General features: G+C 43.5%; 16 protein-coding genes. 7 read left to right on the top strand and 9 right to left on the bottom strand.

Going from position 1 to position 22,346, the window contains the following annotated elements; translation table 11 throughout:
• Window positions 1-168 precede the first annotated feature (168 nt).
• Window positions 169-1,266 carry a protein kinase domain-containing protein gene (locus NSTC745_RS27400; RefSeq protein WP_445633801.1) on the bottom strand — a complete coding sequence of 366 codons (1,098 nt, stop codon included), beginning with the start codon at window positions 1,264-1,266 and terminating at the stop codon, window positions 169-171.
• 325 nt (window positions 1,267-1,591) lie between these two features.
• Complete coding sequence (locus NSTC745_RS27395) at window positions 1,592-2,878, bottom strand: sensor histidine kinase (protein WP_445633800.1); 1,287 nt, start codon at window positions 2,876-2,878, stop codon at window positions 1,592-1,594.
• Here NSTC745_RS27395 and NSTC745_RS27390 point away from each other — a divergent pair.
• Window positions 2,820-3,044, top strand: a complete 225-nt coding sequence (locus NSTC745_RS27390) for a hypothetical protein (RefSeq protein ID WP_445638781.1) — start codon at window positions 2,820-2,822, stop codon at window positions 3,042-3,044. The genes NSTC745_RS27395 and NSTC745_RS27390 overlap by 59 nt on opposite strands.
• Before the next feature lie 112 nt (window positions 3,045-3,156).
• Here NSTC745_RS27390 and NSTC745_RS27385 read toward each other — a convergent pair whose 3' ends face one another.
• Window positions 3,157-3,837 (bottom strand): response regulator transcription factor, encoded by a 681-nt coding sequence (locus NSTC745_RS27385; RefSeq protein WP_445633799.1) that lies wholly within the window; start codon window positions 3,835-3,837, stop codon window positions 3,157-3,159.
• Window positions 3,838-4,124: 287 nt separating this feature from the next.
• Between NSTC745_RS27385 and NSTC745_RS27380 the strand changes: the two genes are divergently transcribed.
• The gene (locus NSTC745_RS27380; RefSeq protein ID WP_445633798.1) at window positions 4,125-4,511 is read left to right on the top strand and encodes a hypothetical protein; all 387 of its coding nucleotides are present in this window, start codon (window positions 4,125-4,127) and stop codon (window positions 4,509-4,511) included.
• Window positions 4,512-4,618: 107 nt separating this feature from the next.
• On the opposite strand, the gene NSTC745_RS27375 is transcribed toward NSTC745_RS27380, so the two are convergent.
• Entirely contained in the window at window positions 4,619-5,002 is a 384-nt protein-coding gene (locus NSTC745_RS27375; RefSeq protein ID WP_445633797.1) for a nuclear transport factor 2 family protein, read from the bottom strand.
• A 423-nt stretch (window positions 5,003-5,425) separates the two neighbouring features.
• On the bottom strand, window positions 5,426-5,626 hold the full coding sequence (locus NSTC745_RS27370; protein ID WP_445633796.1) for a hypothetical protein: 201 nt from the start codon (window positions 5,624-5,626) through the stop codon (window positions 5,426-5,428).
• A gap of 375 nt (window positions 5,627-6,001) precedes the next feature.
• Between NSTC745_RS27370 and NSTC745_RS27365 the strand changes: the two genes are divergently transcribed.
• Both NSTC745_RS27365 and NSTC745_RS27360 read left to right on the top strand, forming a co-directional pair.
• On the top strand, window positions 6,002-6,544 hold the full coding sequence (locus NSTC745_RS27365; RefSeq protein ID WP_445633795.1) for a hypothetical protein: 543 nt from the start codon (window positions 6,002-6,004) through the stop codon (window positions 6,542-6,544).
• A 42-nt stretch (window positions 6,545-6,586) separates the two neighbouring features.
• The gene (locus NSTC745_RS27360) at window positions 6,587-9,334 is read left to right on the top strand and encodes a cation-translocating P-type ATPase (RefSeq protein ID WP_445633794.1); all 2,748 of its coding nucleotides are present in this window, start codon (window positions 6,587-6,589) and stop codon (window positions 9,332-9,334) included.
• Window positions 9,335-9,733: 399 nt separating this feature from the next.
• Here NSTC745_RS27360 and NSTC745_RS27355 read toward each other — a convergent pair whose 3' ends face one another.
• From NSTC745_RS27355 to NSTC745_RS27340, 4 genes are all read right to left on the bottom strand, one after another.
• Window positions 9,734-11,968, bottom strand: coding sequence for a glycoside hydrolase (locus tag NSTC745_RS27355; protein WP_445633793.1), 2,235 nt, complete (start codon window positions 11,966-11,968; stop codon window positions 9,734-9,736).
• A 136-nt stretch (window positions 11,969-12,104) separates the two neighbouring features.
• The gene (locus tag NSTC745_RS27350) at window positions 12,105-12,335 is read right to left on the bottom strand and encodes a NifU family protein (RefSeq protein WP_445633792.1); all 231 of its coding nucleotides are present in this window, start codon (window positions 12,333-12,335) and stop codon (window positions 12,105-12,107) included.
• A 394-nt stretch (window positions 12,336-12,729) separates the two neighbouring features.
• Entirely contained in the window at window positions 12,730-14,499 is a 1,770-nt protein-coding gene (locus NSTC745_RS27345; protein WP_445633791.1) for an ATP-binding protein, read from the bottom strand.
• Between the two features lie 173 nt (window positions 14,500-14,672).
• Entirely contained in the window at window positions 14,673-14,909 is a 237-nt protein-coding gene (locus tag NSTC745_RS27340) for a hypothetical protein (protein ID WP_096539299.1), read from the bottom strand.
• Window positions 14,910-15,555: 646 nt separating this feature from the next.
• Here NSTC745_RS27340 and lepA point away from each other — a divergent pair.
• From lepA to NSTC745_RS27325, 3 genes are all read left to right on the top strand, one after another.
• Window positions 15,556-17,367, top strand: a complete 1,812-nt coding sequence (gene lepA, locus NSTC745_RS27335) for an elongation factor 4 (protein WP_445633790.1) — start codon at window positions 15,556-15,558, stop codon at window positions 17,365-17,367.
• Between the two features lie 244 nt (window positions 17,368-17,611).
• Window positions 17,612-20,275, top strand: coding sequence for a PAS domain S-box protein (locus tag NSTC745_RS27330; protein WP_445633789.1), 2,664 nt, complete (start codon window positions 17,612-17,614; stop codon window positions 20,273-20,275).
• Between the two features lie 364 nt (window positions 20,276-20,639).
• Window positions 20,640-21,827, top strand: a complete 1,188-nt coding sequence (locus tag NSTC745_RS27325; protein WP_445633788.1) for a glycosyltransferase family 4 protein — start codon at window positions 20,640-20,642, stop codon at window positions 21,825-21,827.
• Window positions 21,828-22,346: the final 519 nt, after the last annotated feature.

Genomic DNA, 22,346 nt, shown 5'->3' with positions numbered 1-22,346 from the left:
ATATTTGCAATCAATCAATAACTAAGTATTAAAGCCTGAGCCAGATTAATTAATCGTCACTGACTCTCGAATCTAGTCAAAATGTTTACTAAATTTGTTTTTGAGATTTTCTATTTTCTCGATTGATTATCCATTTGATACTCGATGCGATCGAGCGTTTGACCTTGTTTATTTTAGTCTTGCTCTCCATTTGCGAATTGCAGTAGCAGTTCTAACTACAGGCGGCACGTATACATCAGAATTTTCCTGTGGTGTATGGGGATGCTTTATTTGACAATCTGTAATTTCCCAATTTGGAATTTCATTGTGTATAAGATTTTTCTTTTTTACGTTTTGGTTAGTTAGGCAGTTCGCCAAGTCAGGCAAAAAGTTTTCCTTACCTAAAGCTTTTATGACTTCATCCGCAGTTTTAAAGCGATCGCGTAAAGAAAATTTCAGCATTTTTCCTAAAACTTGGGCAAAATCATTGCTAATATTTACCTCTTTTTGCCAAGCAATTTCACCAGTAATCGGATCTCGATCCAATTCTAAAGGACTTTTGCCAGTCAACATATAAATACAAGTAACACCGACTGCATAAATATCACTGGCATAAACTGGACGTAAAGAAAACTGTTCTGGGGGTGCAAATCCCATAGTCCCAATAAAATTAGTGTTGGCAGATAAATTAATTGAGTTTTCACAACTATCAATTAATTGTTCTTTGACTGCACCAAAATCTATCAGTACTACTCGCTTGTCATCTTCACGCCGCAATAAATTTTGCGGCTTAATATCTCGATGAATTACACTATTTTGATGAAGATACTGTAATACTGGCAACAATTCTTGTAAAAACTGTTTAACTGAGGCTTCACTTTTAGGCCCAGTTCGCCGCACTTCCCGTGCCAAAGTCAAGCCAGGTATGTATTCTTGAACCAAATAAAATTCCCTATTGACTTGGAAGTAGTCTAATAACATGGGAATTTGAGAATGGCTACCGAGTAAAGCCAGGGTTTGTGCTTCTTTTTCAAAGCGCGAACATGCCTTTTGCCAGTTCTGACCGCTAGTCACTTTTGGTGATAGCTGTTTAATTACGCATAGAGGATTCCCTGGCAATAGGGCATTTTTGGCTAAAAATGTGATGCCAAAACCACCTCTACCTAAAACTTGGAGTATTTTATAGCGATCGCGAAGTAACTGCTTACAACCAGACACCTGGCTTAACTCAACCTGTTGGGAAATGCTACCGTAAGAATCCGTGTTTTTTTGAGAAAAGCGATTCATTAGTGGAGAATATCTGCTCTGAAGTGTCTCTAATTCTACGACGAATCTTCTATGGCAACAGTAGCATTACTGATTCTTTGCAAAATCATTACTACTCTCTAAGCAAAAATTTAAAAACCAAAATTCAAACATCTACATGAGAATTTAGACCGGAACTTATGCAAAACTACAGGCACTGTCGGGCAATTGATGAATTTCCCCACCTAAAAAAAGGGTTTCGACTATTGTTTGCGTAAGTCCCGATCGCGATCGGATAGCTTGTGTACTTCAATTTGCTTAAAATCTGCTGTATACAAGTAGTACTTAGACAAGTGTCATACTAAAATTAACTTTTAGGATGTCTCATGAAGGGTAATTTTATCTGGAACGTCGAGCCTTGACCTTCATGGCTCGTAACATGGATGTGACCGCCGTGAGCCTGGACAATTTGTTGAGCGATCGCTAATCCTAACCCAAATCCGCCGCTTTCTCGCGCCCGTTCTGTGTCAACCCGATAAAAGCGATCGAAAATGTAAGGTAAATCTGCCCCTGGAATTCCAATCCCGGTATCGATTACCTGAATCACTGCCCGATCTGAGTGAGATTCTAAGCGTAACCATACCGTTCCACCAGACGGAGTGTATTTGCAAGCATTGTCGAGCAAGTTTTCCACAGCTAGCCGCAGCAAATCACAGTCACCCCACAAGTTAATGGGTTGTTCTGGGAAATTACCGATCAACTCGATGGACGTTTTTGCAGCAACACTAGTATAGTGAACGGCTAAATTCTCTAGCAAGCTATTAAGATTAACCTTTTTTAGAGATTCAGGAGTTAATTGTCCCTGATGTCGAGCCAACAGCAGCAGGTTATTGACCAAGGTACTCATGGACTTGGCACTATCGATGATGTTCTCTATAGAAGGGTGGATTTGGGGATAGTCTGCTGCTATTAGTAACCCGACTTGGGCATTGGTCAAAATTGCAGAAAGAGGCGATCGCAATTCATGAGAAGCATCTGATGTAAAGCGTTGCAGTTGGTTATAGGCTTGCTGAACAGGCTGCATGGCTATGCCACCAAGTACCCAACCTGTAAGTCCAATTAACCCCAGTGCTACAGGCACAGCCAGCGTCAACATTAACTGAAATTGTCTGAGATCGTTTTGAGTCTCTTTCAGTGGAATAGCCACTTGCAGATAGCCGATTACCGAATTTCCTCCTTCAACGGGTAGTGTGACTTGACGAAGCCAAAGCGCCTCACCTGCGAACGAGTCAACGGACTTAATGGTGACAAACCCAGATGATGTTTGCAACTGTTCTGGAGGTGGAGTACCAAAAAAACGCTTGAGTTTGCCATTCGGGTCATACCAGCGAACATAGACCAGTTCAATGTCAGCAGGGTGAGAACCACTACCCAATAGGGGTATATTGCTCAGATCGACTTGTTTTTTTCCTTGATAGAGCCGATACTGCGAACTAGCTGCCATTAGCTCTGCTCTTTTATAAAGGAGTTGATCTAATGCTTTGAGCTTGTCTTTTAGTTCAAGATTATAAATAACTCCAGCAAACAGAACGAGAATGCACCCCATTGAAAGGGTGAACCAAAGAGCTAAATTACGACGACTGCGGTTAAACACAACTCATGCTGTAGCAGGGAACAGGGCATTGGGCATGGGGCAAGCAGGAAGTGTGGGAGGTGTGGGAGGTGTGGGAGGTGTGGGAGGAGAGGGAGGAGAGGGGGGTGTGGGAGGTGTGGGAGGTGTGGGAGGCGTGGGAGGTGTGGGAGGTGTGGGAGGATGGTGAAGAAATCTTTCCCCCCTCTCTCCCCACACTCCCCACACTTCCTTGTCTCTCCTGCCCCACACTCCCCACACTCCCCACACTTCCCCATCTTTCCTCTCCTCCCCAGTCCCTTTTATGATGATTCTGGAGGGTTGAGACGATAGCCCATACCATAGACGGTTTCAATCCAATCGCCTGCTGATAATGTTTGCAAACGTTGGCGAAGTTTACGAACTAAAACGGTGATTGCATTGCTTTCTGGCTCACTACCCCACTGCCATACGGCTTGCTCAATTTGGTTACGAGTGAGTACTTGTCTTGGATGACGCATCAAATACTCTAGTAACTGAAATTCTTGGCTGGAAAGGGAAACGATCGCTCCTTGTCGTTCCAAGGTCAGTGCGTCGAGGTGAAGTTGCAGGTCTGCCAAGCAGAGAGTGTCTCCTTGCCAGAGAGGCGATCGCCTGCTCAATGCCCGCACCCGCGCCATGAACTCTATAATATCAATTGGTTTAACTAGGTAGTCATCGGCTCCGGCATCTAATCCTATAACTTTATCGGGTGTGGTATCTTTTGCCGTAATCATTAATATGGGAGCTGTTTTTCCCGCCGCCCGATACTGTTGACACAAACTCACTCCACTAATCCGAGGTAACATCCAATCCAAAATCAGCAGGTCATATTCTTTTTCAACTAAAAGCCATTGAGCCGTTTCACCATCCTTGACACCATCAACGTTGTGTCCAGCCTGTGAAAGAACCGTTTGCAGCGGCATTAATTGTTTTGGATCGTCCTCTGCCAATAAGATTTTCATCACCTTTGTGCGGCTCGGTCTTATTTAGAATAATGCATTGAGGCAATTTAAACGTCTTTCATCAGTCACAATTAAGTAAGTGGATATAATTATTTAGAAGACGCATTTCGACCCTTCTCTACGAGAGGCTTCGCCAACGGCAAGCTCAGGGCATCGCTGCGCTCAATGCTCCAATCTTGAGAAAATGAGGGTTGAGCGAAGTCGAAACCCGGCAACCTCAAGTTAGGTTTAATTAAGTCCTTCTACTTAATATGTGATAACTTGGCAAAATCACAGGCAGGTGTAGTGTGTGGCGTATTAGCAAACGTTGGCTGCAAGGGCTGGGATTAGAATTTTGGTTGCTTCTACCACTAGTAGCGATCGCTTTTTGGTTTGCCTGTAGTTTTCTTGCTGCTGGACAGTTAAGTCAATCCTACTCTACAGAGAAAAAAATTCAGTCAGATACTCAACTCGAAGCACACCTATCAGTCAATGTGTTGCTGATTAACGCCACTGTTAACCGAACTCAGAAAATTACTCAGGTAGAAGTCGAAACAGCAGATCCCATCTTGAAGCGATTGGAATTAGAACTTCCAACAATAGAATTGAGCCAAATAGAAGTGACAATTGCCCAAGAACTAAAGCTACCTCGTCAAGATGTTAGAAAGTTAGTGCGCTATGAGATTGTGGAATAACATTCACCGTATATCACAATACAGGTAACTTTCTGTACGGATGCTTACTTCACCCAGGATACAGAAGAAGGCCGCCCTAGAAATGCCTGTTCGCTCTTTGCGTGTGGTTAGGCCTTTGGGGTGGACGATGGAAGTGGACAGACTTCCATCGCTTGAATCAACCCGTGTTCAAGGGTGAATCGATGACCCACGTGTTCATCGCTAAGAACTGCTCCACCCAAGTCACGCACTACTTGATGCACATCTACCAAAATGCGCCCGCCTTCCTCCGAGTAAAAGCAAACCGGCTCGACGTGGGGATCGATCTCGCTCCATTGCTCCGTCCAGTAAGCGCGAACTTCTTCAGTCCCACGAACAAAACCGCCTTTGAAGGCTTTGGGCCAAGCCACGTCCGGAGTCATGAGGGCAAGGGCAGCGTCAATGTCTCGCGCGTTGAAGGCTGCGTATGCCGCACGGAGCAGTTTGATTTGGAGTGCAGGTCGATCTGACATAAGAGGTATGATGAACCAGATGCAGTAAAGATTAAGAATTTATTAGACCTCTTGCAAAAGTTACTTTTGCAAGAGGGGGAAAGGGATGCATGTTAAAGGGAAAAGGGTTTTTATGAGCCGCTTTCCCCTTTACCCCTTACCCTTTTCCCCAATAAAAGCAAGAAGTCTATTGTACAGACACTTCCCAATTTTGATATACAGGCGCTTTGTAGTAGCCTGTCATATTTTTGTTGTTATAGCAATTCTCTGTGAAGCTGCACATTAGACCTCTTGCAATCAATTGCTTTTTCCACTCTTGCGATCGAAGGGAAAAGGTCAAAGGGAAAGGGGAAAATACAAAACCTTTCCCCTTTTCCCCTTCCCCTTTTCCCGACTTCTGCAAAAAGTCTATTATTTTGACCCCTTCTAACCTCCCTTACCAAGCTACGGTGTACACACAAGTCTCTTGACTTGCACCTTTGTTGCATCGCCTTGCACCTTTGTTGCATTGCCTTGCACCTTTGATGCATCGCCTTGCACCTTTGTTGCATTGCCTTGCACCTTTGTTGCATTGCCTTGCACCTTTGTTGCATTGCCTTGCACCTTTGTTGCATCGCCTTGCACCTTTGTTGCATCGAAAAGCAAAAATTAATACCAATTTGAAAAATTAATGCGCGATGTACTCAAATGAGTAAGCAAACTGGCGTTTGAGAAAGCATTTAAGTATTTTGAATAAGCGATCGGGCATTTTGCTTTTCCTTGTGCCTTCTTCATTCACTTTTTGTTCACATTTGTGAGCAATCCTGGAATAGAAGGGTATTGAGCTAAAGCAACACGGCTTAACAAACGTGGCTTTTGCTTATATAAACTGTCGCAAATCTTACGATTTCTATTGTTGTTGTTTACGTGAATCGTTCTAACGGTACGGTTCATGCTCACACTGCAAAGCATTATTGCTTACTATTTTGAGATTATTAATACTTCGTTTTAAACTGACACATTTTTATAGGAGACGTTGTTATGAATTTCAGTCCAGTTACAAATGCCAGCGGCATCATTTCTACCCGTCAAGCTCTAACACAGGTGCTTGATGAACTTAGAGCAATTGACTTTCCCATGCAGCAAGTTTCTGTGTTCAATATGAACTCTGAAGATGAAAAGTCACCCAAGGATGCTGATACGGGTAATCGTACTATCACTCCTATTGAAGGCGCCAAAGCAGGCGCAATTACGGGAGGAACTACTGGGGGCATCCTTACACTTATAGGCGGACTTGGCATATTAGTTATTCCTGGTGTTGGGCCTGCATTAGCGGTTGAATCTGTGCTGGCTACGCTGCTAGCAGGTGGAGCAAGTGCAGCATTTGGCGGTCTTTATGGTGCATTTCAAGGTTGGTTTGCTCCAGAAAGGCTAGTTAGATTCAATCAACAATCCAGATCTCAAGAAGAATTTTTAGTAACGCTAGAGGGAACAGCAGATGAAATCCGGCAAGCAAAAGACATTCTACGTTACCGAGGTGTGCGAGAGTGCCATGTTGGCGAACTGAAAAAAAGATTTTCATAATAACGCCTTGAGGAAAACGGTTACTTCAATTTGGAGACAGGGATGACAGCAAATACGATCGCTACAAATAATTTTGCCCAGACAACAAACGATTTACTCAACTATGAATGGCACACTCTGACAGAACAACAAGTTGTGCAAACCTTAGCCAGCCATCCCGAAGCAGGCTTGAGCGATGAAGAAGCTAGCACCCGACATCAACAAATGGGTGCAAATCAACTGAGTACTAAAGCTAGCAAAAGTCCTTGGCTAAAATTTTTAGAGCAATTTCATCAACCACTACTATATATTTTGCTGACGGCGGGAGTAGTGACGCTGCTGTTGCAAGATTGGATAGATGCGGGAGTAATTTTTGCTGTCATCCTGATTAATGCAATCGTTGGCTATATTCAAGAATCGAAAGCAGAAGGGGCGATCGCTGCTTTATCCAAAGCTATCGCCACCGAAGCAACTGCGATCCGCGATGGTCAAAAAACTCGTCTGGCTTCGAGTGAACTTGTTGTTGGCGATTTGGTACTGCTAGCATCTGGGGATAAAGTACCTGCGGATCTGCGACTATTAAGCGTGCGTGGGTTACAAGTTGACGAGTCTGCTTTAACAGGAGAATCTGTGCCGGTGGAAAAAGCGACTCCATCGTTGGCTGTGGAAACACCATTAGCCGAACGCAGCAATATGGCTTACGCAGGAAGTTTCGTCACTTTTGGACAAGCAGAAGGGATTGTAGTGGCGATCGCCGATGCCACTGAAACAGGCCGGATCTCGCAATTAATTGAAAGCAGCACAAATCTGAAAACACCACTAACGCGAAATATTGACAAGTTTAGCAAAACTCTGCTGTACGTCATCTTGGGTTTGGCTGCCCTAACGTTTGCAGTCGGATTGGGACAAGGTGAATCTTGGATTGCTGTTTTCAAAGCAGCTGTGGCTCTCGTAGTTAGCGCAATTCCAGAAGGATTGCCTGCAATTGTTACAGTCACGTTGGCGATCGGGGTTTCCCGGATGGCACGACGTAACGCGATTATTCGCAAGTTACCCGCCGTAGAAACGTTGGGAAGTACTACCGTTATCTGCTCTGACAAAACTGGCACGTTGACCGAAAATCAGATGACGGTTCAGAAAATTTATGCGGGTGGGCAACACTACACTGTTAGCGGTATTGGTTATGCCCCAGACGGTGAAATTTTAATCAATCAACAACCTGTTGATTTCAATGCAGATGGACATATTGCTCTTTGGGAATCTCTAGAAGCGGGATTGCTTTGTAACGATTCGCATATCGAATGGCGAGACGGACAGTGGAACTTAGTCGGAACCCCAACCGAGGGAGCATTGATAGTAGCTGCTAATAAAGCAAGATTGACACCAGAGAATCTAGAGCAATTACCCCGAATAGATACCATTCCCTTTGAGTCTGAATTTCAATACATGGCGACTTTGCATGAATTAGATGTCAAGCGAAGGCTGAATGCGATCTATCTCAAAGGTTCTGTAGAGGCAATTCTTCAACGATGCGACTACATGCTTGACGCTCAAGGACAACAAACTGCACTCAATCCAAGGGCAGTGGAACAGGAAGTTGCTGGCATGGCAAACCAAGGTTTACGAGTGCTAGCTTTCGCTAGTAAAGAAGTTGCTGCTAAACGCTCCTTGGAACGCCACGATATCGCTCAAGGACTAGTGTTTTTAGGACTGCAAGGCATAATCGATCCGCCGCGTTCTGAAGCGATCGCCGCAGTAAAAGCCTGTCAATCTGCTGGGATTCAGGTAAAGATGATTACAGGGGATCATGCACTCACGGCAGCTGCGATCGCCCGCCAAATGGGTATTTGCTCCACTGAAGCACAAGTCTTCACCGGACAGCAATTAACTCAGATGGATGAAAAAAAATTTGCCCAAGCAGCTGAGCAAGGCATGGTATTTGCGCGAGTTGCTCCAGAACAAAAATTGCGTCTGGTGAGGGCGTTGCAACTCAAGGGCGAAATTGTTGCCATGACAGGAGATGGTGTCAACGATGCTCCCGCTCTCAAGCAGGCAGATATTGGTGTAGCGATGGGTTTAGCCGGGGCAGAAGTTACCAAAGAATCTGCGGATATGCTGCTAACTGACGATAACTTCGCCTCAATTGAAGCTGCTGTGGAGGAAGGGCGCGGAGTTTACCGCAACTTGCGAAAAGCGATCGCTTTCTTGCTGCCGATCAACGTTGGAGAATCGATGACGATTTTAATTGCCATTCTCCTGGCAACTGCGCTTCCCATTTTACCAATCCAAATTCTCTGGCTGAACATGGTTAGTTCGGTAGGGTTGATTGTTCCTTTAGCCTTTGAGCCAAAATCTGGAGAGGTGATGCAGCAACCACCACGCAACCCTAGAGAAAAGCTGTTATCAGGTAGTTTACTCCAGCGCATCTTAGCGATTTCCGTCTTCAATTGGCTGGTAATTTTTGGGGTATTTCAATGGATACTTCAAACTACAGGTAATGAAGCCTTAGCTCGCACGATGGCAATAAATGGGTTGGTGGCAGCAGAGGTCTTTTACCTGTTAAGCATTACCCAGTTTTTACCATCTCTAGTTGCCAGAATCCAAGGTAAACGCACACCCGTAGCTTATGCTCCAGCGATCGGAATTGTGGCTGTAGCGATGTTACAATGTCTTTTCAGTCAGTGGAGTATGATGAATCAAGTGTTTGACACTAGACCTTTGACATTTATCCAAGCTCTCATTTGTATGGCTGTGGGTTTGCCAGTAGTGTTCGTAGTTCTCATCTTGCAGCGTTTCGATCCGCTCAACTAAGGATAGTGTTAGGGACTTCCAGTTTAAAAAACATCCCATCCCTGGGGGACGCTGCGCGAACGTAGGGGCTTTACAGCTGTCATACGTGTTAACTTAAGCTTAAACGCTTATCCCACATACGTTTTACCCCACCCCCAACCCCTCCCCTTGGCAAGGGGAGGGGCGATTTTGGCTTTAGACAAAATCGGGGTGGGTAACGCGGATCTTAGTAAGTGAGATAACTGAATATCATATCTTTATAAGGATTTCACGTTAAGTTGACACCAATGCCCTACCTATGTACAAATAATTTGGAATAATTTATTTTTTGGAAGTCCCTTATTCCTTAACAACAAGATCCCCCACTTTTTAAATAAGCCGGGGATCTGAAGGTCGCAATTTGCACAAATCAAAAAAGGTTTACGGCACCTCAATGGGAATCAAAGCATTTTCTGGGAAGTAGTTACAAAAACGTCCTTCATCTGCAAGCACCAAAATCAGGCGTAGGGGATAATCTGGCGGAACTTGCAAATCTGCCCACGGTACTGCCAACTCTAAACAAGTATTTAAAGCTGCTTGGGCGCGACTAGTGCGGGGATGCCATTGATAATTGTCTCCAGCTTCCCGAAAATAAACCGATTGCGTCAGCAAATTAATTTCTAGAAGATGGTGAAAATGGTAATTTACTGGGGCTGTATCTGGGACATCTGCCAATGGAACTGGGCTGTTGACCATTGTTTTGTCTGGATAGTACCACAGCAAATTCAACTCTGTTGGCAAATCCCGCCCTGGGACAACACCACTTTTAAAGTCCACTCGCAAATAGAAATTTAGGTGATCCACCCCATACCAAAGTCGCTGCACAAGGCTACTGTTGTGCATTGTTCCCCGCGCCCCACCAATTTCTATGCGTCCAGCTTTGTCCCAATCTTGTTCGTCGCCTTTGCCATCAATGACTGGATGAATAAAACTTTGCGGGCGATGGTCTCTTTGTGCTTGGTGAACCTCAACTGGTTGTTTGAGATAGGGCGGCGCAGGTTCATTTAAGGCTTTGTAAATGCCAAACAGATGTTCGCGAAACAACTGGTCAAAGACGGCATCTTGATTTGAAGAGTGTCCTGCACCAAACCACCAGAACCAATCGGAACCTTCGGCGGCATACAAGGCTTCCCAAGCTTCTGGATTGTTTTCTTCCGTTGCTTCTGGATGGCTCGCCAACAAATTCCTGGCTTCTGTCAGGTAATCCCAAGCACGGTTTTTGGCGGGATCGCCGATCCAGGTGGTGAAACTGCCATCCACCCAAGAACCGCTGTGTAGTTGGTTTCCGGGGATGGTGGCTGTGGGTGGAAATTGTTCGAGAAATTCGGAGACGGTGACGAGTTTGAGGTGTGGTTCGTTGCTGAAAGATTGATACAAAGCTTCTAGGAAGGGTTTGCCGTCTTGGGAATAATATTCCCAACAATTCTCGCCATCCAAAGCAATGGTAACTAGCCAAGGTTGTTGACTTTGGCTGTCTCTTTGCATTTTGGCGATCGCTTGCAAATGTCCCACTAAGTCTGCTGCTGCCTGTTTTGCTGGCATGGCGCCGTAGGTAAAGCCAATCAAATCTGATAATCTGTGGTCGCGAAACACAATTGACAACTCACCTGCTGCGGTTTGCAGGCGATAGGGTTGGTATAGAAGTTCTGGTTGTTCTACATTCCCTGCCCCATCGCGATGGAAAAAGTGTTTCAGCGTCCATCCCAAAACCGCTTCATCTGAGCATATCCACTTAAATCCTTGGTCAATAATATATGGTAGTATCTCTGGACTTACCGATTGCTCTGAAGGCCATAAACCACGGGGTATCTGTCCAAAGCGGTCTTTATAAAAGTTCCAAGCTTTTTGTAAATGACGCGGGATATCTTCTGCCCACTGAAAACGCTGTGTAGGTAGTGTCATATTTGGCACAGCTACACGACCTGAGTTAGTATCGGCTAGCAAAGGTAAAATCGGGTGAGTGTAGGGCGTGGTGGTAACTTCTAACTGTCCCGCCTCCTGCATTTTCCGATGTTGGGGGATAATCCGACTGAGAATTTCACGCTGTTTGGAATAAATGCGCTGGCGATCGCTTAAAGTAAAATTCCGACCCTGCTTTAACCAAGTAGCAATTTGCGGGTCATCCCAAAACAGCGGATCGATCCAAGCCAGATTGTGCCAAGCTAGCAGATCGCCATAATCTGACAGCTGCCAATTTGCCAAACACCAACTTGCCCCTTTTTCCTGCCTTTGGTGATATAACTCGGCATACCGAGGGTGAGGATCGATTAGGGTGTGGTGATTGGCATCAAAAAAGTGTTGAATAATAAATTCCCGCTGTTGCTGAGTGAGTTGCTCCTCCGGTGTCAAACTAGCCGTGAGGTAAGGGTCAAAAGCAGTGCCAGCAATATAATCTTCTAGTTGCAATATCAATGATGGTACTAAATTCACCGTTTGGTGTAACTTAGGATACCGTTCTAGAATTAAAATCAAATCCAAATAATCTTTAGTGCCATGCAAGCGTACCCAAGGTAAGCGGTACTGCTGGCTAGAAGATAGCGAAGTGCCGCTGCCAGGAGATTTGTACAGCGGCTGATGTTGATGCCAGATAAAAGCGACGTAGAGGGGATGGGGCATAAGGAGTGATTGGGGATTGGGGATTGGGGATTGGGAACTAGGTATTAATGATAAATTATGAATCAAAAAATTCATTCTTCCCGATTCAATAGCGATCGTTCATTATTCCTAGTACCCAGTACCCAGCCCCCAGTCTCTAGGCGACTTGTTCGACTTCTGCAATTTCGGGAATCATTTCCCGCAGGCGGCGCTCAATACCCATTCTCAAAGTCATTGTAGAACTTGGGCAAGAACCACAAGCGCCTTGCAACCGCAGTCTGACAATAGGGCCATCGAGTTCTACAACTTCCACATTGCCGCCATCAGATATGAGGTAAGGGCGCATTTCATCTAAGACTGTTTCAACGTTGTCAATTGTTAGTTCCATAGTTTTAGACCTACTCAGTTAGGGATGGGCATGGGGCATGGGGCATGGGGCATGGGGAAAGGGAAAGGGGTAAGGGGAAAGATTAAATTTATTCCTTTTCCCTTTAACCTTTAACCTTTTCCCCTGCCCCAGTCCCCAATCCATGTACGCTAAGAATCGCCACTCATTACCCATTATCCAAAATTTTATTTTCCAGTTTGTTAAATCGATCCTAAATCTAATTGCGCCTAGATTGTTAGTTGTCAATTTTTAATGACTGGAAACTGGGGCAGGGGACTGGGGCAAGGGGAAAGGTTAAAGGGAAAAGGAATAAATCTAATCTTTCCCCTTTCCCCCTTACCCCTTTCCCTTTCCCCATGCCCAATGCCCATTCCTAACTTAACACTTCTTAGCACTAAGGACTTTTTATAGAACCATTATCACTAGATGAAACTATCACTGGTTGTTGATATAGTGGCACGGTGAATGTAACTGTGGAACCGAGTCCTTCGCCGAGACTGTAGAAATGTACTTCACCACCCATTGCTTCCACTAGCTTCTGGGAAATTGCCAGTCCTAAACCGGTGCCGCCATATTGGCGAGTACGGGAACCATCCACCTGAGAGAATAATTGAAACAGTTTATCTTGTTTGTCCAGGGAAACACCGATGCCAGTGTCGGCTACGCGCACTCTCACCATACCTGGAAATTGCTGTCCTTGAAATTGCGGCTTTGCTTTTTTGAGTACTAAATCGGCACTGACTGTGATGCCACCTTCGTGAGTAAATTTGATGGCGTTGTTCACCAAATTCAGCATTACCTGTAGCAAGCGTTGGTAATTACTTTGGACGATGATTTCATCAGAGGTAGCCGGCATTTGCATCTGGAAGCTGAGGTTTTTCATCTCTGCTTGAGGACGCATGAAATTTTCGACATCAGTGAAGAGTTCGCCTAGCTTGACTGGAGCGTAAGCTAGTTCCATTTTGCCAGCTTCAATTTTGGCAATGTCCAAAATATCATTGATGATATGCAGCAAGTGTATTGATAATTGATGAGCTTCTTCTAAAAACTGATCTTTTTCTTCTGCATCGTCTGTCATGCCTTCCAAAATCAGTTTTAAAAAGCCAATCATCCCGTTGAGGGGGGTACGAATTTCGTGGGATACATTGGCAAGAAACTCACTTTTGAGGCGGGAAGCCTCTTCAGCTTTTTGACGTGCTTCTTCTAATTCTTTATATAAAGTAGCATGAGCGATCGCTGTTCCTAATTGATCCGCTGCTTCTTTTGCTAATTCTAATTCCGATTCTGTTAACGTGTAGCATTCATCTTGCCAACTCAAAATAACCAATCCATTGGCTTGGTCTTGATAGCAAGTCGCAACTACTAAAGTTTTATGCTGCCTGGAATCATTGTATCCAGACACGTTCATCACAACTGGTTCTAAGGTTCTTAATGCCTGAGTAAAGGCTGGTTCAGAAGCTATATCTATTTCTGAGCCAATCATTGAACTAAGTTCTGGCTGGTGATACTCAGCCTTAACTTCTACTTTTGTATTACAAGGCTGATAAGGACAAATAATGCAGCGTTCTAGCCGCAGGGCTTTTCCCAAACTATCAACTGTTTGCTGCCAAATAATGTCTAAATCCAATGTCCGCCGAATATTTCTCGTAATCCGATTTACCAGTTTTTGATGTTGCTGCGAACGTAAAGCCGATTCTATTTGTGCCGACGTTTTTGCTCCCACACCCACTTGTTTTTTGTTAAGTGTGGCTTGCACTAACCGTCCCATCACTAAAACTGTAGTGGCAGCGGTTCCTAAACTTGGCATAATCGGACTGATTACTAAATCCAACTCAAATAATTCCTGATGATGGCTAAACCAGCACTGAAACCTTTCTGGCACCAAACTTGTCAAAATTCGGTGTAATCGTTCCAAATAGGCAACCTTATCCACAGGAGCAAAGATTTGAGTCTGGTTGAGTTCATCAACTATTTTTTCGGTCTTTAACCCCAGGAGTTCGCTGTGCTGCCAACAAAAGGTCAGATAGCGCCCTGCCCCATCTTGCGTGTATACCAACTCAGATCCAAGAGTTGGCAATGAACCATCAGTTTTACTGGTACTGGTAATAGATTCCAGATTTTGAGAAAAAATATTCGGCAATTGGGATTTGGCGGTAATAGTCATTAATTGAGTTGGATAGACAAAGGGTATCCGACCGGGATTTTACCAAAGCTGTTAAAATTTTGGCATAAATTTTTACAGCTTTTACATTTTTGATTGAGTATTTCTTGGTGTTTTGAAATTCAAGTTGGCAAACTTGACTTTTGTTAAGTAAGATTGACAGCTAATTGATGATTTCAATCGTTCCATTCACCGCGAGGAGGAACGGGAGTACGCACGGGGGTGCGAGTCAGTTCATCATCTCTTAGTATTTCGCCTCGCAACCATTGGCGAATTGCCACCTCAATCACTTTGCTGGGATCGTTAGTGAGATGTTGAATTTGCTCTAATAACTCTGAATCTAAGCGGACGGCAATTTCTACCTTATCGGCTCGTGTTTTATCCGCGTCGGTAGGTTTGTGTTGCATATTCATAGGTTTATATACTCTGAATTGGTTTTGTTTAAAGCTTTGTAAAGTAGTTATATTCATATTTGGGCCGATCCACTTAAGAGTCTTCGAGGGTATAGTTACATAGTTCCCCGAAACAGCACCAAAATAACAGCTTTAAATTTTAGGTCGCATTTTTCATATAACTGACTAGACAAGAGCTTTCTAGAAGTTTTGCCGATGAATCAGTGACTCCGGACAATTACGGGTGGTAATTGCCCGCGATCCCTACATGTACTTATTTACATTTATTGTACGCTTCCAGCTGATGAATACTAGCACCGACAAATAGACTTTCATAATATTCTTAAATGTCCACCTATTTATATACAAAGTTAAAGATGGGGTGAAGAGGGAACTATTGGGCAGGGGAAAAGGTTAAAGGGAAAAGGGAAAAGGAATAAATTTCCCCTTACCCCTTGTCCTTAGGCAGGGGAAAAGGTTAAAGGGAAAAGGGAAAAGGAATAAATTTAATCTTTCCCCTTTTCCCTTTACCCCTTTCCCTTTCCCCTTGTCCTCTTCCCATGCCCCATGCCCATTAAAACTAGGAGCGTCTTGGCTAAGAAAGCATTAAAATACATTAAGTAAATTGGTCTTTTAACTTTGGTTGCTGCTAAGGCAAAGATAGTATATGACTGACGTTCCCGCAGTTCGCATTCGCAATTTCTGTATTATTGCTCACATTGACCACGGGAAATCAACCCTCGCCGATCGCTTGCTACAAGCTACTGGCACTGTTGAAGACCGACAGATGAAGGAACAGTTTCTCGACAATATGGATTTGGAACGGGAGCGCGGCATTACAATTAAGCTGCAAGCTGCCCGGATGAATTACACAGCCAAAGATGGTCAGCAATATGTTCTGAATTTAATTGATACACCAGGACATGTGGATTTCTCTTATGAGGTATCCCGTTCTCTTGTTGCTTGTGAAGGAGCATTATTGGTAGTAGATGCGTCCCAAGGTGTGGAGGCGCAAACTTTGGCAAATGTATATTTGGCGTTAGAAAATAACCTGGAAATTATCCCAGTTTTGAATAAAATTGATTTGCCAGGGGCTGAACCAGAAAGGGTAATTGGCGAAATTGAAGAAATTATCGGTCTAGATTGTAGTGGTGCGATTCTGGCTTCTGCGAAAGAAGGAATTGGTATTGATGAGATTTTAGAAGCAGTTGTCGATCGCATACCACCACCGCCCAATACAATAAATGAACGCTTACGGGCGTTAATTTTTGATAGTTATTACGACAGCTATCGAGGAGTGATTGTATATTTCCGGGTGATGGATGGCACATTGAAAAAAGGCGATCGCATCCATTTAATGGCATCTGGTAAAGAATTTGACATTGATGAGTTGGGCGTTCTTTCTCCAACTCAAAAGCAAGTCGATGAACTCCACGCTGGGGAAGTAGGCTATTTGGCAGCGGCAATTAAAGCTGTAGCTGATGCACGGGTAGGAGACACAATTACCCTAAGTAAAGCGAAAGCTGAGACACCCTTACCAGGCTATGCAGAAGCCAACCCGATGGTTTTTTGCGGCATGTTCCCTATTGATGCCGACCAATTTGAAGATTTGCGGGAAGCCTTAGAAAAGCTAGAACTCAATGATGCAGCACTGCATTACGAACCAGAAACTTCTAGTGCGATGGGGTTTGGTTTTCGTTGCGGGTTCTTGGGCTTGCTACACATGGAAATTGTCCAAGAACGTTTAGAGCGAGAGTATAACCTAGATTTAATTATTACAGCGCCCTCAGTGGTTTATAAAGTCATAACCGTCAAAGGTGAGGAACTGTACATCGATAATCCCAGCCGTTTACCTTCTCCCAACGAACGCGAAAAAATTGAGGAACCCTACGTTCAAGTAGAAATGATTACACCAGAGACCTACGTTGGTACGTTGATGGAGTTATCACAAAATAGACGTGGGATTTTCAAAGATATGAAATATCTTACCCAAGGACGAACCACACTTACGTATGAGTTACCCTTGGCGGAAGTTGTCACCGACTTTTTCGATCAAATGAAATCGCGATCGCGCGGTTATGCAAGTATGGAATATCACCTGATTGGCTACCGGGAAAATCCGCTGGTGAAGCTAGATATTTTAATTAACGGCGATCCTGTGGATTCTTTGGCGATGATTGTCCATCGAGATAAAGCTTACAACGTTGGGCGATCGATGGCAGAAAAACTCAAAGAACTGATTCCCCGCCATCAATTTAAAGTGCCAATTCAAGCTTCTATCGGCAGTAAAGTGATTGCCAGCGAACACATTCCGGCTTTGCGGAAAGATGTGTTAGCAAAATGCTACGGTGGTGACATTAGCCGCAAGAAAAAACTTTTACAGAAGCAGGCAAAAGGTAAAAAGCGAATGAAATCTGTAGGTACGGTAGATGTACCTCAAGAAGCTTTTATGGCAGTACTGCGACTGGATCAAAGCTAATTTGATTGTGCTAAATCTTCAAAGATGATTGGCTGCTTGCGGCTACATCTAAACTGCCAACAGCAAGCTAAACTTTAGAGCTTTCGGCTTGTTGTTGGCATTTGTTTTTAGGACTTAGAGTTTTTAGAAGATACCCCCACGCTTTGAGACTGACTTACTCTTGGCTCACTGGTTATTGAATGTGCTTTTAATGCAGGATTTCTAACATTGGCAATTATACTTTATTGTAGAAATTCAAAACATTATGAGTCATAAGCAGGCGGACGAAAAAGTCTCTGAGGCAGAGCAAATGTACCGCACCCTAGTAGAACAGATTCCGGGCGTTGTTTACATTTCACCGCTCAATACTAATACCAAAGTTGCTTATATTAGTCCGCAACTGCAAGAATTATTAGGCCTAGCCCCTGAAGATTGGAACCCTGGTTTCTTCAATAGTTGGTTAGATTACACTCATCCAGACGATCGCCATCGCCTTTGGCAAGCTGTAAATACTACAATCTCCACCGGAGAAACCCTGTGCATTGAGTATCGAATGATTAGGCACGACGGTAGAATAATTTGGGTACGAAACCAAGCCAATCTCATTGTCTGTGCTGATGGACAAACTCAAGTACTTCAGGGTTTAGTGTTTGATATCAGCGAACGCAAACAAATAGAAGCAGCACTACACCAAAGCGAAGCTCGTTATCGTGCCATTCTCGAAGACCAAACCGAACTGATTGCTAGAGGCTTACCTGATGGCACTGTTACCTTCGTTAACGAAGCTTTCTGTAGATTTTTTGGACTCAAACGAGAACAAATTATCGGGCAGCATTACGAACCGATTGTGTTTAAAGAAGATAAAGAATATGTGTTTAGTTTAGTCAATTCCATCAGCGTAGAAAATCCTGTTGTCACTTTTGAAAATCGGGTTATAGCTTGCCAAGAAATACGTTGGGCGCAGTGGAATGTTCGAGGTATATTTGATAATCAAGGTAATCTTGTAGAACTGCAATCGGTAGGACGAGATATTACCGATCGCAAACTCGCAGAACAGGCTTTAAGTAAAAATGAGCAAAAATTCCGTGCCCTCTTCAATCAAACTATAGAGTTTATGGGATTGCTTGAGACCAATGGAATTGTCTTAGAAGTCAATCAAACAGCACTGGATTTTGCTGGAATTAGACGAGAAGAAGTCGTCGGCCAATTATTTTGGGAAGCAAAATGGTGGACAATTTCTTCAGATACACAAGCACAATTAAAAAGTGCGATCGCCACCGCTGCCAATGGTGAATTTATTCGCTATGAAGTTGAAATTTGGGGCCGAGACAATCGAGTTATTACTATTGATTTTTCACTACGTCCCATACTTGATGAAACAGGACGCGTGACAGTAATAATTTCCGAGGGACGAGATATTAGTGAATGGAAAGCCGCCTTGCGCGAACGCCACAAAGCTGAAGAAGCATTGCGCTCAAGTCAAGACTTTCTCGAAAAGGTTGCTAATACTGTACCGCATATTTTATATTTATTTGACCTGTTACAAGGAACCAGCATTTATCTTAATCAGCAAAGTTTGAAAATTTTAGGCTATTCTCCAGAAGAATTTTGTCAAGCAGATCCGCAATGGTTCGTAAATTGTTTTCATCCAGACGACCGACACTTGTGCTATGACGTAGCAGGTCGCTTCACCAACCTCAAGGACAATGAAGTTATGTCCACCGAATATCGATTTCGACACAAAAATGGTGAGTGGCGTTGGCTGAATACACGAGAAGTTGTATTTGCCAGAGATGCTAACGGTACTCCAACGCAGATTCTTGGTTCAGTAGAAGATATTAGCACTCGCAAGCAAGCCGAAGAAGTCCTGCGACAACAAGCAACAGGGGAAAGGCTAATTACTGAAGTAACTCAACAAATTCGGCGATCGCTTAATTTAGAAGATGTTTTAAATACAACTGTAAATAGTATTCGAGAATGTTTGCGTTCAGATTGTGTAGCTATTTACCAGTTAGCAGCTGACGGTAGTGGTTATTTTGCAGCGGCATCTCTGGCTGATGGTTATCCTCAGCAATTAAGACATACAATTTTGCCATTTTGCATTACAGAAGATTTTAGCCATTATTATCAGGGATTACCCACAATTTTAAATGATATTCAGCAGTCTAATTTTTCAGCCCATGTTTTTGAGTTATTGCAACTTTATCAGGTAAAGGCTGCAATGGTGGTGCCGATTTTGAATGGGCAGCATTTGTGGGGTTTACTGATTACTTATCAGTCTGCCACGCCTCGTAACTGGCAGCCATTTGAAGTTAATTTGTTGCAGCAATTAGCTTCTCAAGTTGCGATCGCTATTCATCAATCAGTACTTTACCAGCAGCTACAAGCCGCCAACGAAGAATTACAAAGATTAGCTACCTTAGATGGCTTGACTCAAATAGCCAATCGCCGCAGATTTGATGAATATCTCGAAACCGAATGGGATCGACTCAAACGCGAGAAAGTACCTTTGTCATTAATTTTATTCGATGTTGATTTTTTTAAACCCTATAATGACACCTATGGTCATTTAGCAGGAGATAATTGTTTACAAAAACTTGCCAGTACGCTCTTAAGTATTATTAAGCGCCCTGCGGATTTAGTAGCCCGTTATGGTGGAGAAGAATTTGCTGTGATTTTGCCGAATACAGAGATCGTGGGCGCAATTCATCTAGCTCAAGCAATTCGACAAGCAGTACGCGACTTAGCGATTCCCCATGCTCAATCTAGCGCGTGCAACTATGTAACCGTTAGTCTCGGCGTAGTCAGCATTGTGCCAAATAACGAAATGTCGCCACAAGACTTGATTAATGAAGCCGACAAAGCACTTTATATAGCCAAACAAGAGGGACGCGATCGGGTTCGTGCTGTTTGTTGTTCGCGTCTTTAGTGGGCATGGGGAAAGGGGAAAAGGGGAAAGGGGAAAGGGGAAAGGGGAAAGGGGAAAAGGGGAAAGGGGAAGGGGAAAGGGGAAAGGGGAAAAGGGGAAAGGGGAAGGGGTAAGGGGAAAAGGGGAAAGATTAAATTATTTATTCCTTTTCCCTTTTCCCTTTAACCTTTTCCCCTGCCCCCTACCTCCTGCCCCCTGCCCCATTCCCCATACCCCATAGTTCCTATCCTTTGATAAGCTTTAACAAAATAACTATTAAAAAATCTAAAAGTATGAGTAAATGCACTCAATTAGATTGGCAGACTTGTATTTTTAGATAAATCTAGTTTTTGAGATATTTGTAAAGTCTTGGGGAATCTAGCAGATGAAGATACTGGTACTGAGTTGGGAGTTTCCACCCAGGATAGTTGGAGGAATTGCACGTCATGTAGCTGAGTTGTACCCGGAAATGGTCAAGTTAGGGTATGAAGTCCATTTAATTACAGTGGAGTTTGGCCAGGCATCGATGTACGAGGTAGTCGAGGGAGTAAAAATACATCGCGTGCCAGTGGGACATAGCAATGACTTTTTCCACTGGGTGGCAAATCTCAACGAAAGTATGGGGCATCATGGCGGTAAGTTAATTTTGGAAGAAGGCCCGTTTGATTTAATTCATGCCCATGATTGGTTAGTTGGAGACGCAGCGATCGCTCTCAAGCATAATTTTAAAATACCACTAATTGCCACAATTCACGCTACGGAATACGGGCGTTATAACGGTATCCATACCGATACACAACGTTATATTAACGGTAAAGAAACAATACTTGCTTATAACGCTTGGCGGATTATTGTTTGTAGCGACTATATGCGACGGGAAGTAGAACGAGCGCTACATACTCCTTGGGACAAAATCGATGTTATTTATAACGGTATCCGAGCGGAAAAAAAACGACACCACGAAGATTTCCACGCTCTGGATTTTCGCCGCCAATTTGCCAGCGACGATGAGAAAATTGTTTACTACCTCGGTCGCATGACCTATGAAAAGGGTATACCTATATTGCTCAATGCTGCACCCAAAATTCTTTGGGAAATGGGTGGTAAAGTGAAATTTGTCATCGTTGGTGGTGGAAATACTGACCATCTCAAACGCCAAGCCTGGGATTTGGGAATTTGGCAGCAATGCTATTTTACTGGTTTTCTCTCCGATGAATACTTAGATAAATTTCAAACTGTTGCTGATTGTGCCGTATTTCCCAGCCTTTACGAACCCTTTGGAATTGTGGCATTAGAAAGCTTTGCTTCTCGCGTACCGGTAGTTGTTTCTGATACAGGCGGGTTTCCGGAAGTAGTACAGCATACCAAAACAGGTATCGTGACTTGGGTAAATAACGCCGATTCTTTGGCCTGGGGAATTTTAGAGGTGTTGAGAAATCCAGATTATCGACAATGGCTGGTGGATAATGCTTATGAAGATTTAGAAAGGCGCTTTAGCTGGCCGAAATTAGCCAAGCAAACCGAACAAGTGTATCAGCGAGTTGTGCAAGAGCGATCGCAAATTCCTTGGTAAATTTTCTCTGAATTTGCATAAATCCTCAATTAACCCTTGATAAATCTACAACAGGCACTACCCCAATTTCTGGAGTAGTGCAAATTTAATTTTGTTGGGGATGAGATTTTTTCAATTCCCTAATCGGTAAAACTAGTAAAAAAGCTAATTCATCAAGGATTTTCTTTTGCATGAAGTACAAAGTCACTTGTTTTGAGGCAGAAGGCAGAATAATTTGATTTGTGAGTTATTGATTCTCTACCTCATTCACTTGCAAACTGCTGTAGTTTTTGTGCGGAGATAGTGTGGCACTTCCTAGTCATCTGAGATTCTTCCAGGATAGAAGTGTAAACATATATTTCTCTTTTTAAAAAGCAAATATCAGCTAGGAATTGCTTTGAATTGTAAAATCAATGATTTTTAGTAAATCAAGCTTTTTTGCCCAAAAACTTCTATTTTCTTCACATAATCTACTACCATAAATAGACTAATCCTGCTAACATACTCCTAAATACTGCTCTAGCAATTTGTACAAGTAAA

Source organism: Nostoc sp. DSM 114161 (assembly GCF_052692665.1).
This window is presented reverse-complemented; position numbering and strand designations above follow the sequence as displayed.

Coding starts and splice junctions, on each gene's coding strand:
- NSTC745_RS27400 (WP_445633801.1), bottom strand. CDS start 1,266: ATGAATCGCTTTTCTCAAAAAAACACGGATTCTTACGGTAGCATTTCC.
- NSTC745_RS27390 (WP_445638781.1), top strand. CDS start 2,820: ATGCACCCCATTGAAAGGGTGAACCAAAGAGCTAAATTACGACGACTG.
- NSTC745_RS27385 (WP_445633799.1), bottom strand. CDS start 3,837: ATGAAAATCTTATTGGCAGAGGACGATCCAAAACAATTAATGCCGCTG.
- NSTC745_RS27375 (WP_445633797.1), bottom strand. CDS start 5,002: ATGTCAGATCGACCTGCACTCCAAATCAAACTGCTCCGTGCGGCATAC.
- NSTC745_RS27365 (WP_445633795.1), top strand. CDS start 6,002: ATGAATTTCAGTCCAGTTACAAATGCCAGCGGCATCATTTCTACCCGT.
- NSTC745_RS27360 (WP_445633794.1), top strand. CDS start 6,587: ATGACAGCAAATACGATCGCTACAAATAATTTTGCCCAGACAACAAAC.
- NSTC745_RS27355 (WP_445633793.1), bottom strand. CDS start 11,968: ATGCCCCATCCCCTCTACGTCGCTTTTATCTGGCATCAACATCAGCCG.
- NSTC745_RS27350 (WP_445633792.1), bottom strand. CDS start 12,335: ATGGAACTAACAATTGACAACGTTGAAACAGTCTTAGATGAAATGCGC.
- NSTC745_RS27345 (WP_445633791.1), bottom strand. CDS start 14,499: ATGACTATTACCGCCAAATCCCAATTGCCGAATATTTTTTCTCAAAAT.
- NSTC745_RS27340 (WP_096539299.1), bottom strand. CDS start 14,909: ATGAATATGCAACACAAACCTACCGACGCGGATAAAACACGAGCCGAT.
- lepA (WP_445633790.1), top strand. CDS start 15,556: ATGACTGACGTTCCCGCAGTTCGCATTCGCAATTTCTGTATTATTGCT.
- NSTC745_RS27330 (WP_445633789.1), top strand. CDS start 17,612: ATGAGTCATAAGCAGGCGGACGAAAAAGTCTCTGAGGCAGAGCAAATG.
- NSTC745_RS27325 (WP_445633788.1), top strand. CDS start 20,640: ATGAAGATACTGGTACTGAGTTGGGAGTTTCCACCCAGGATAGTTGGA.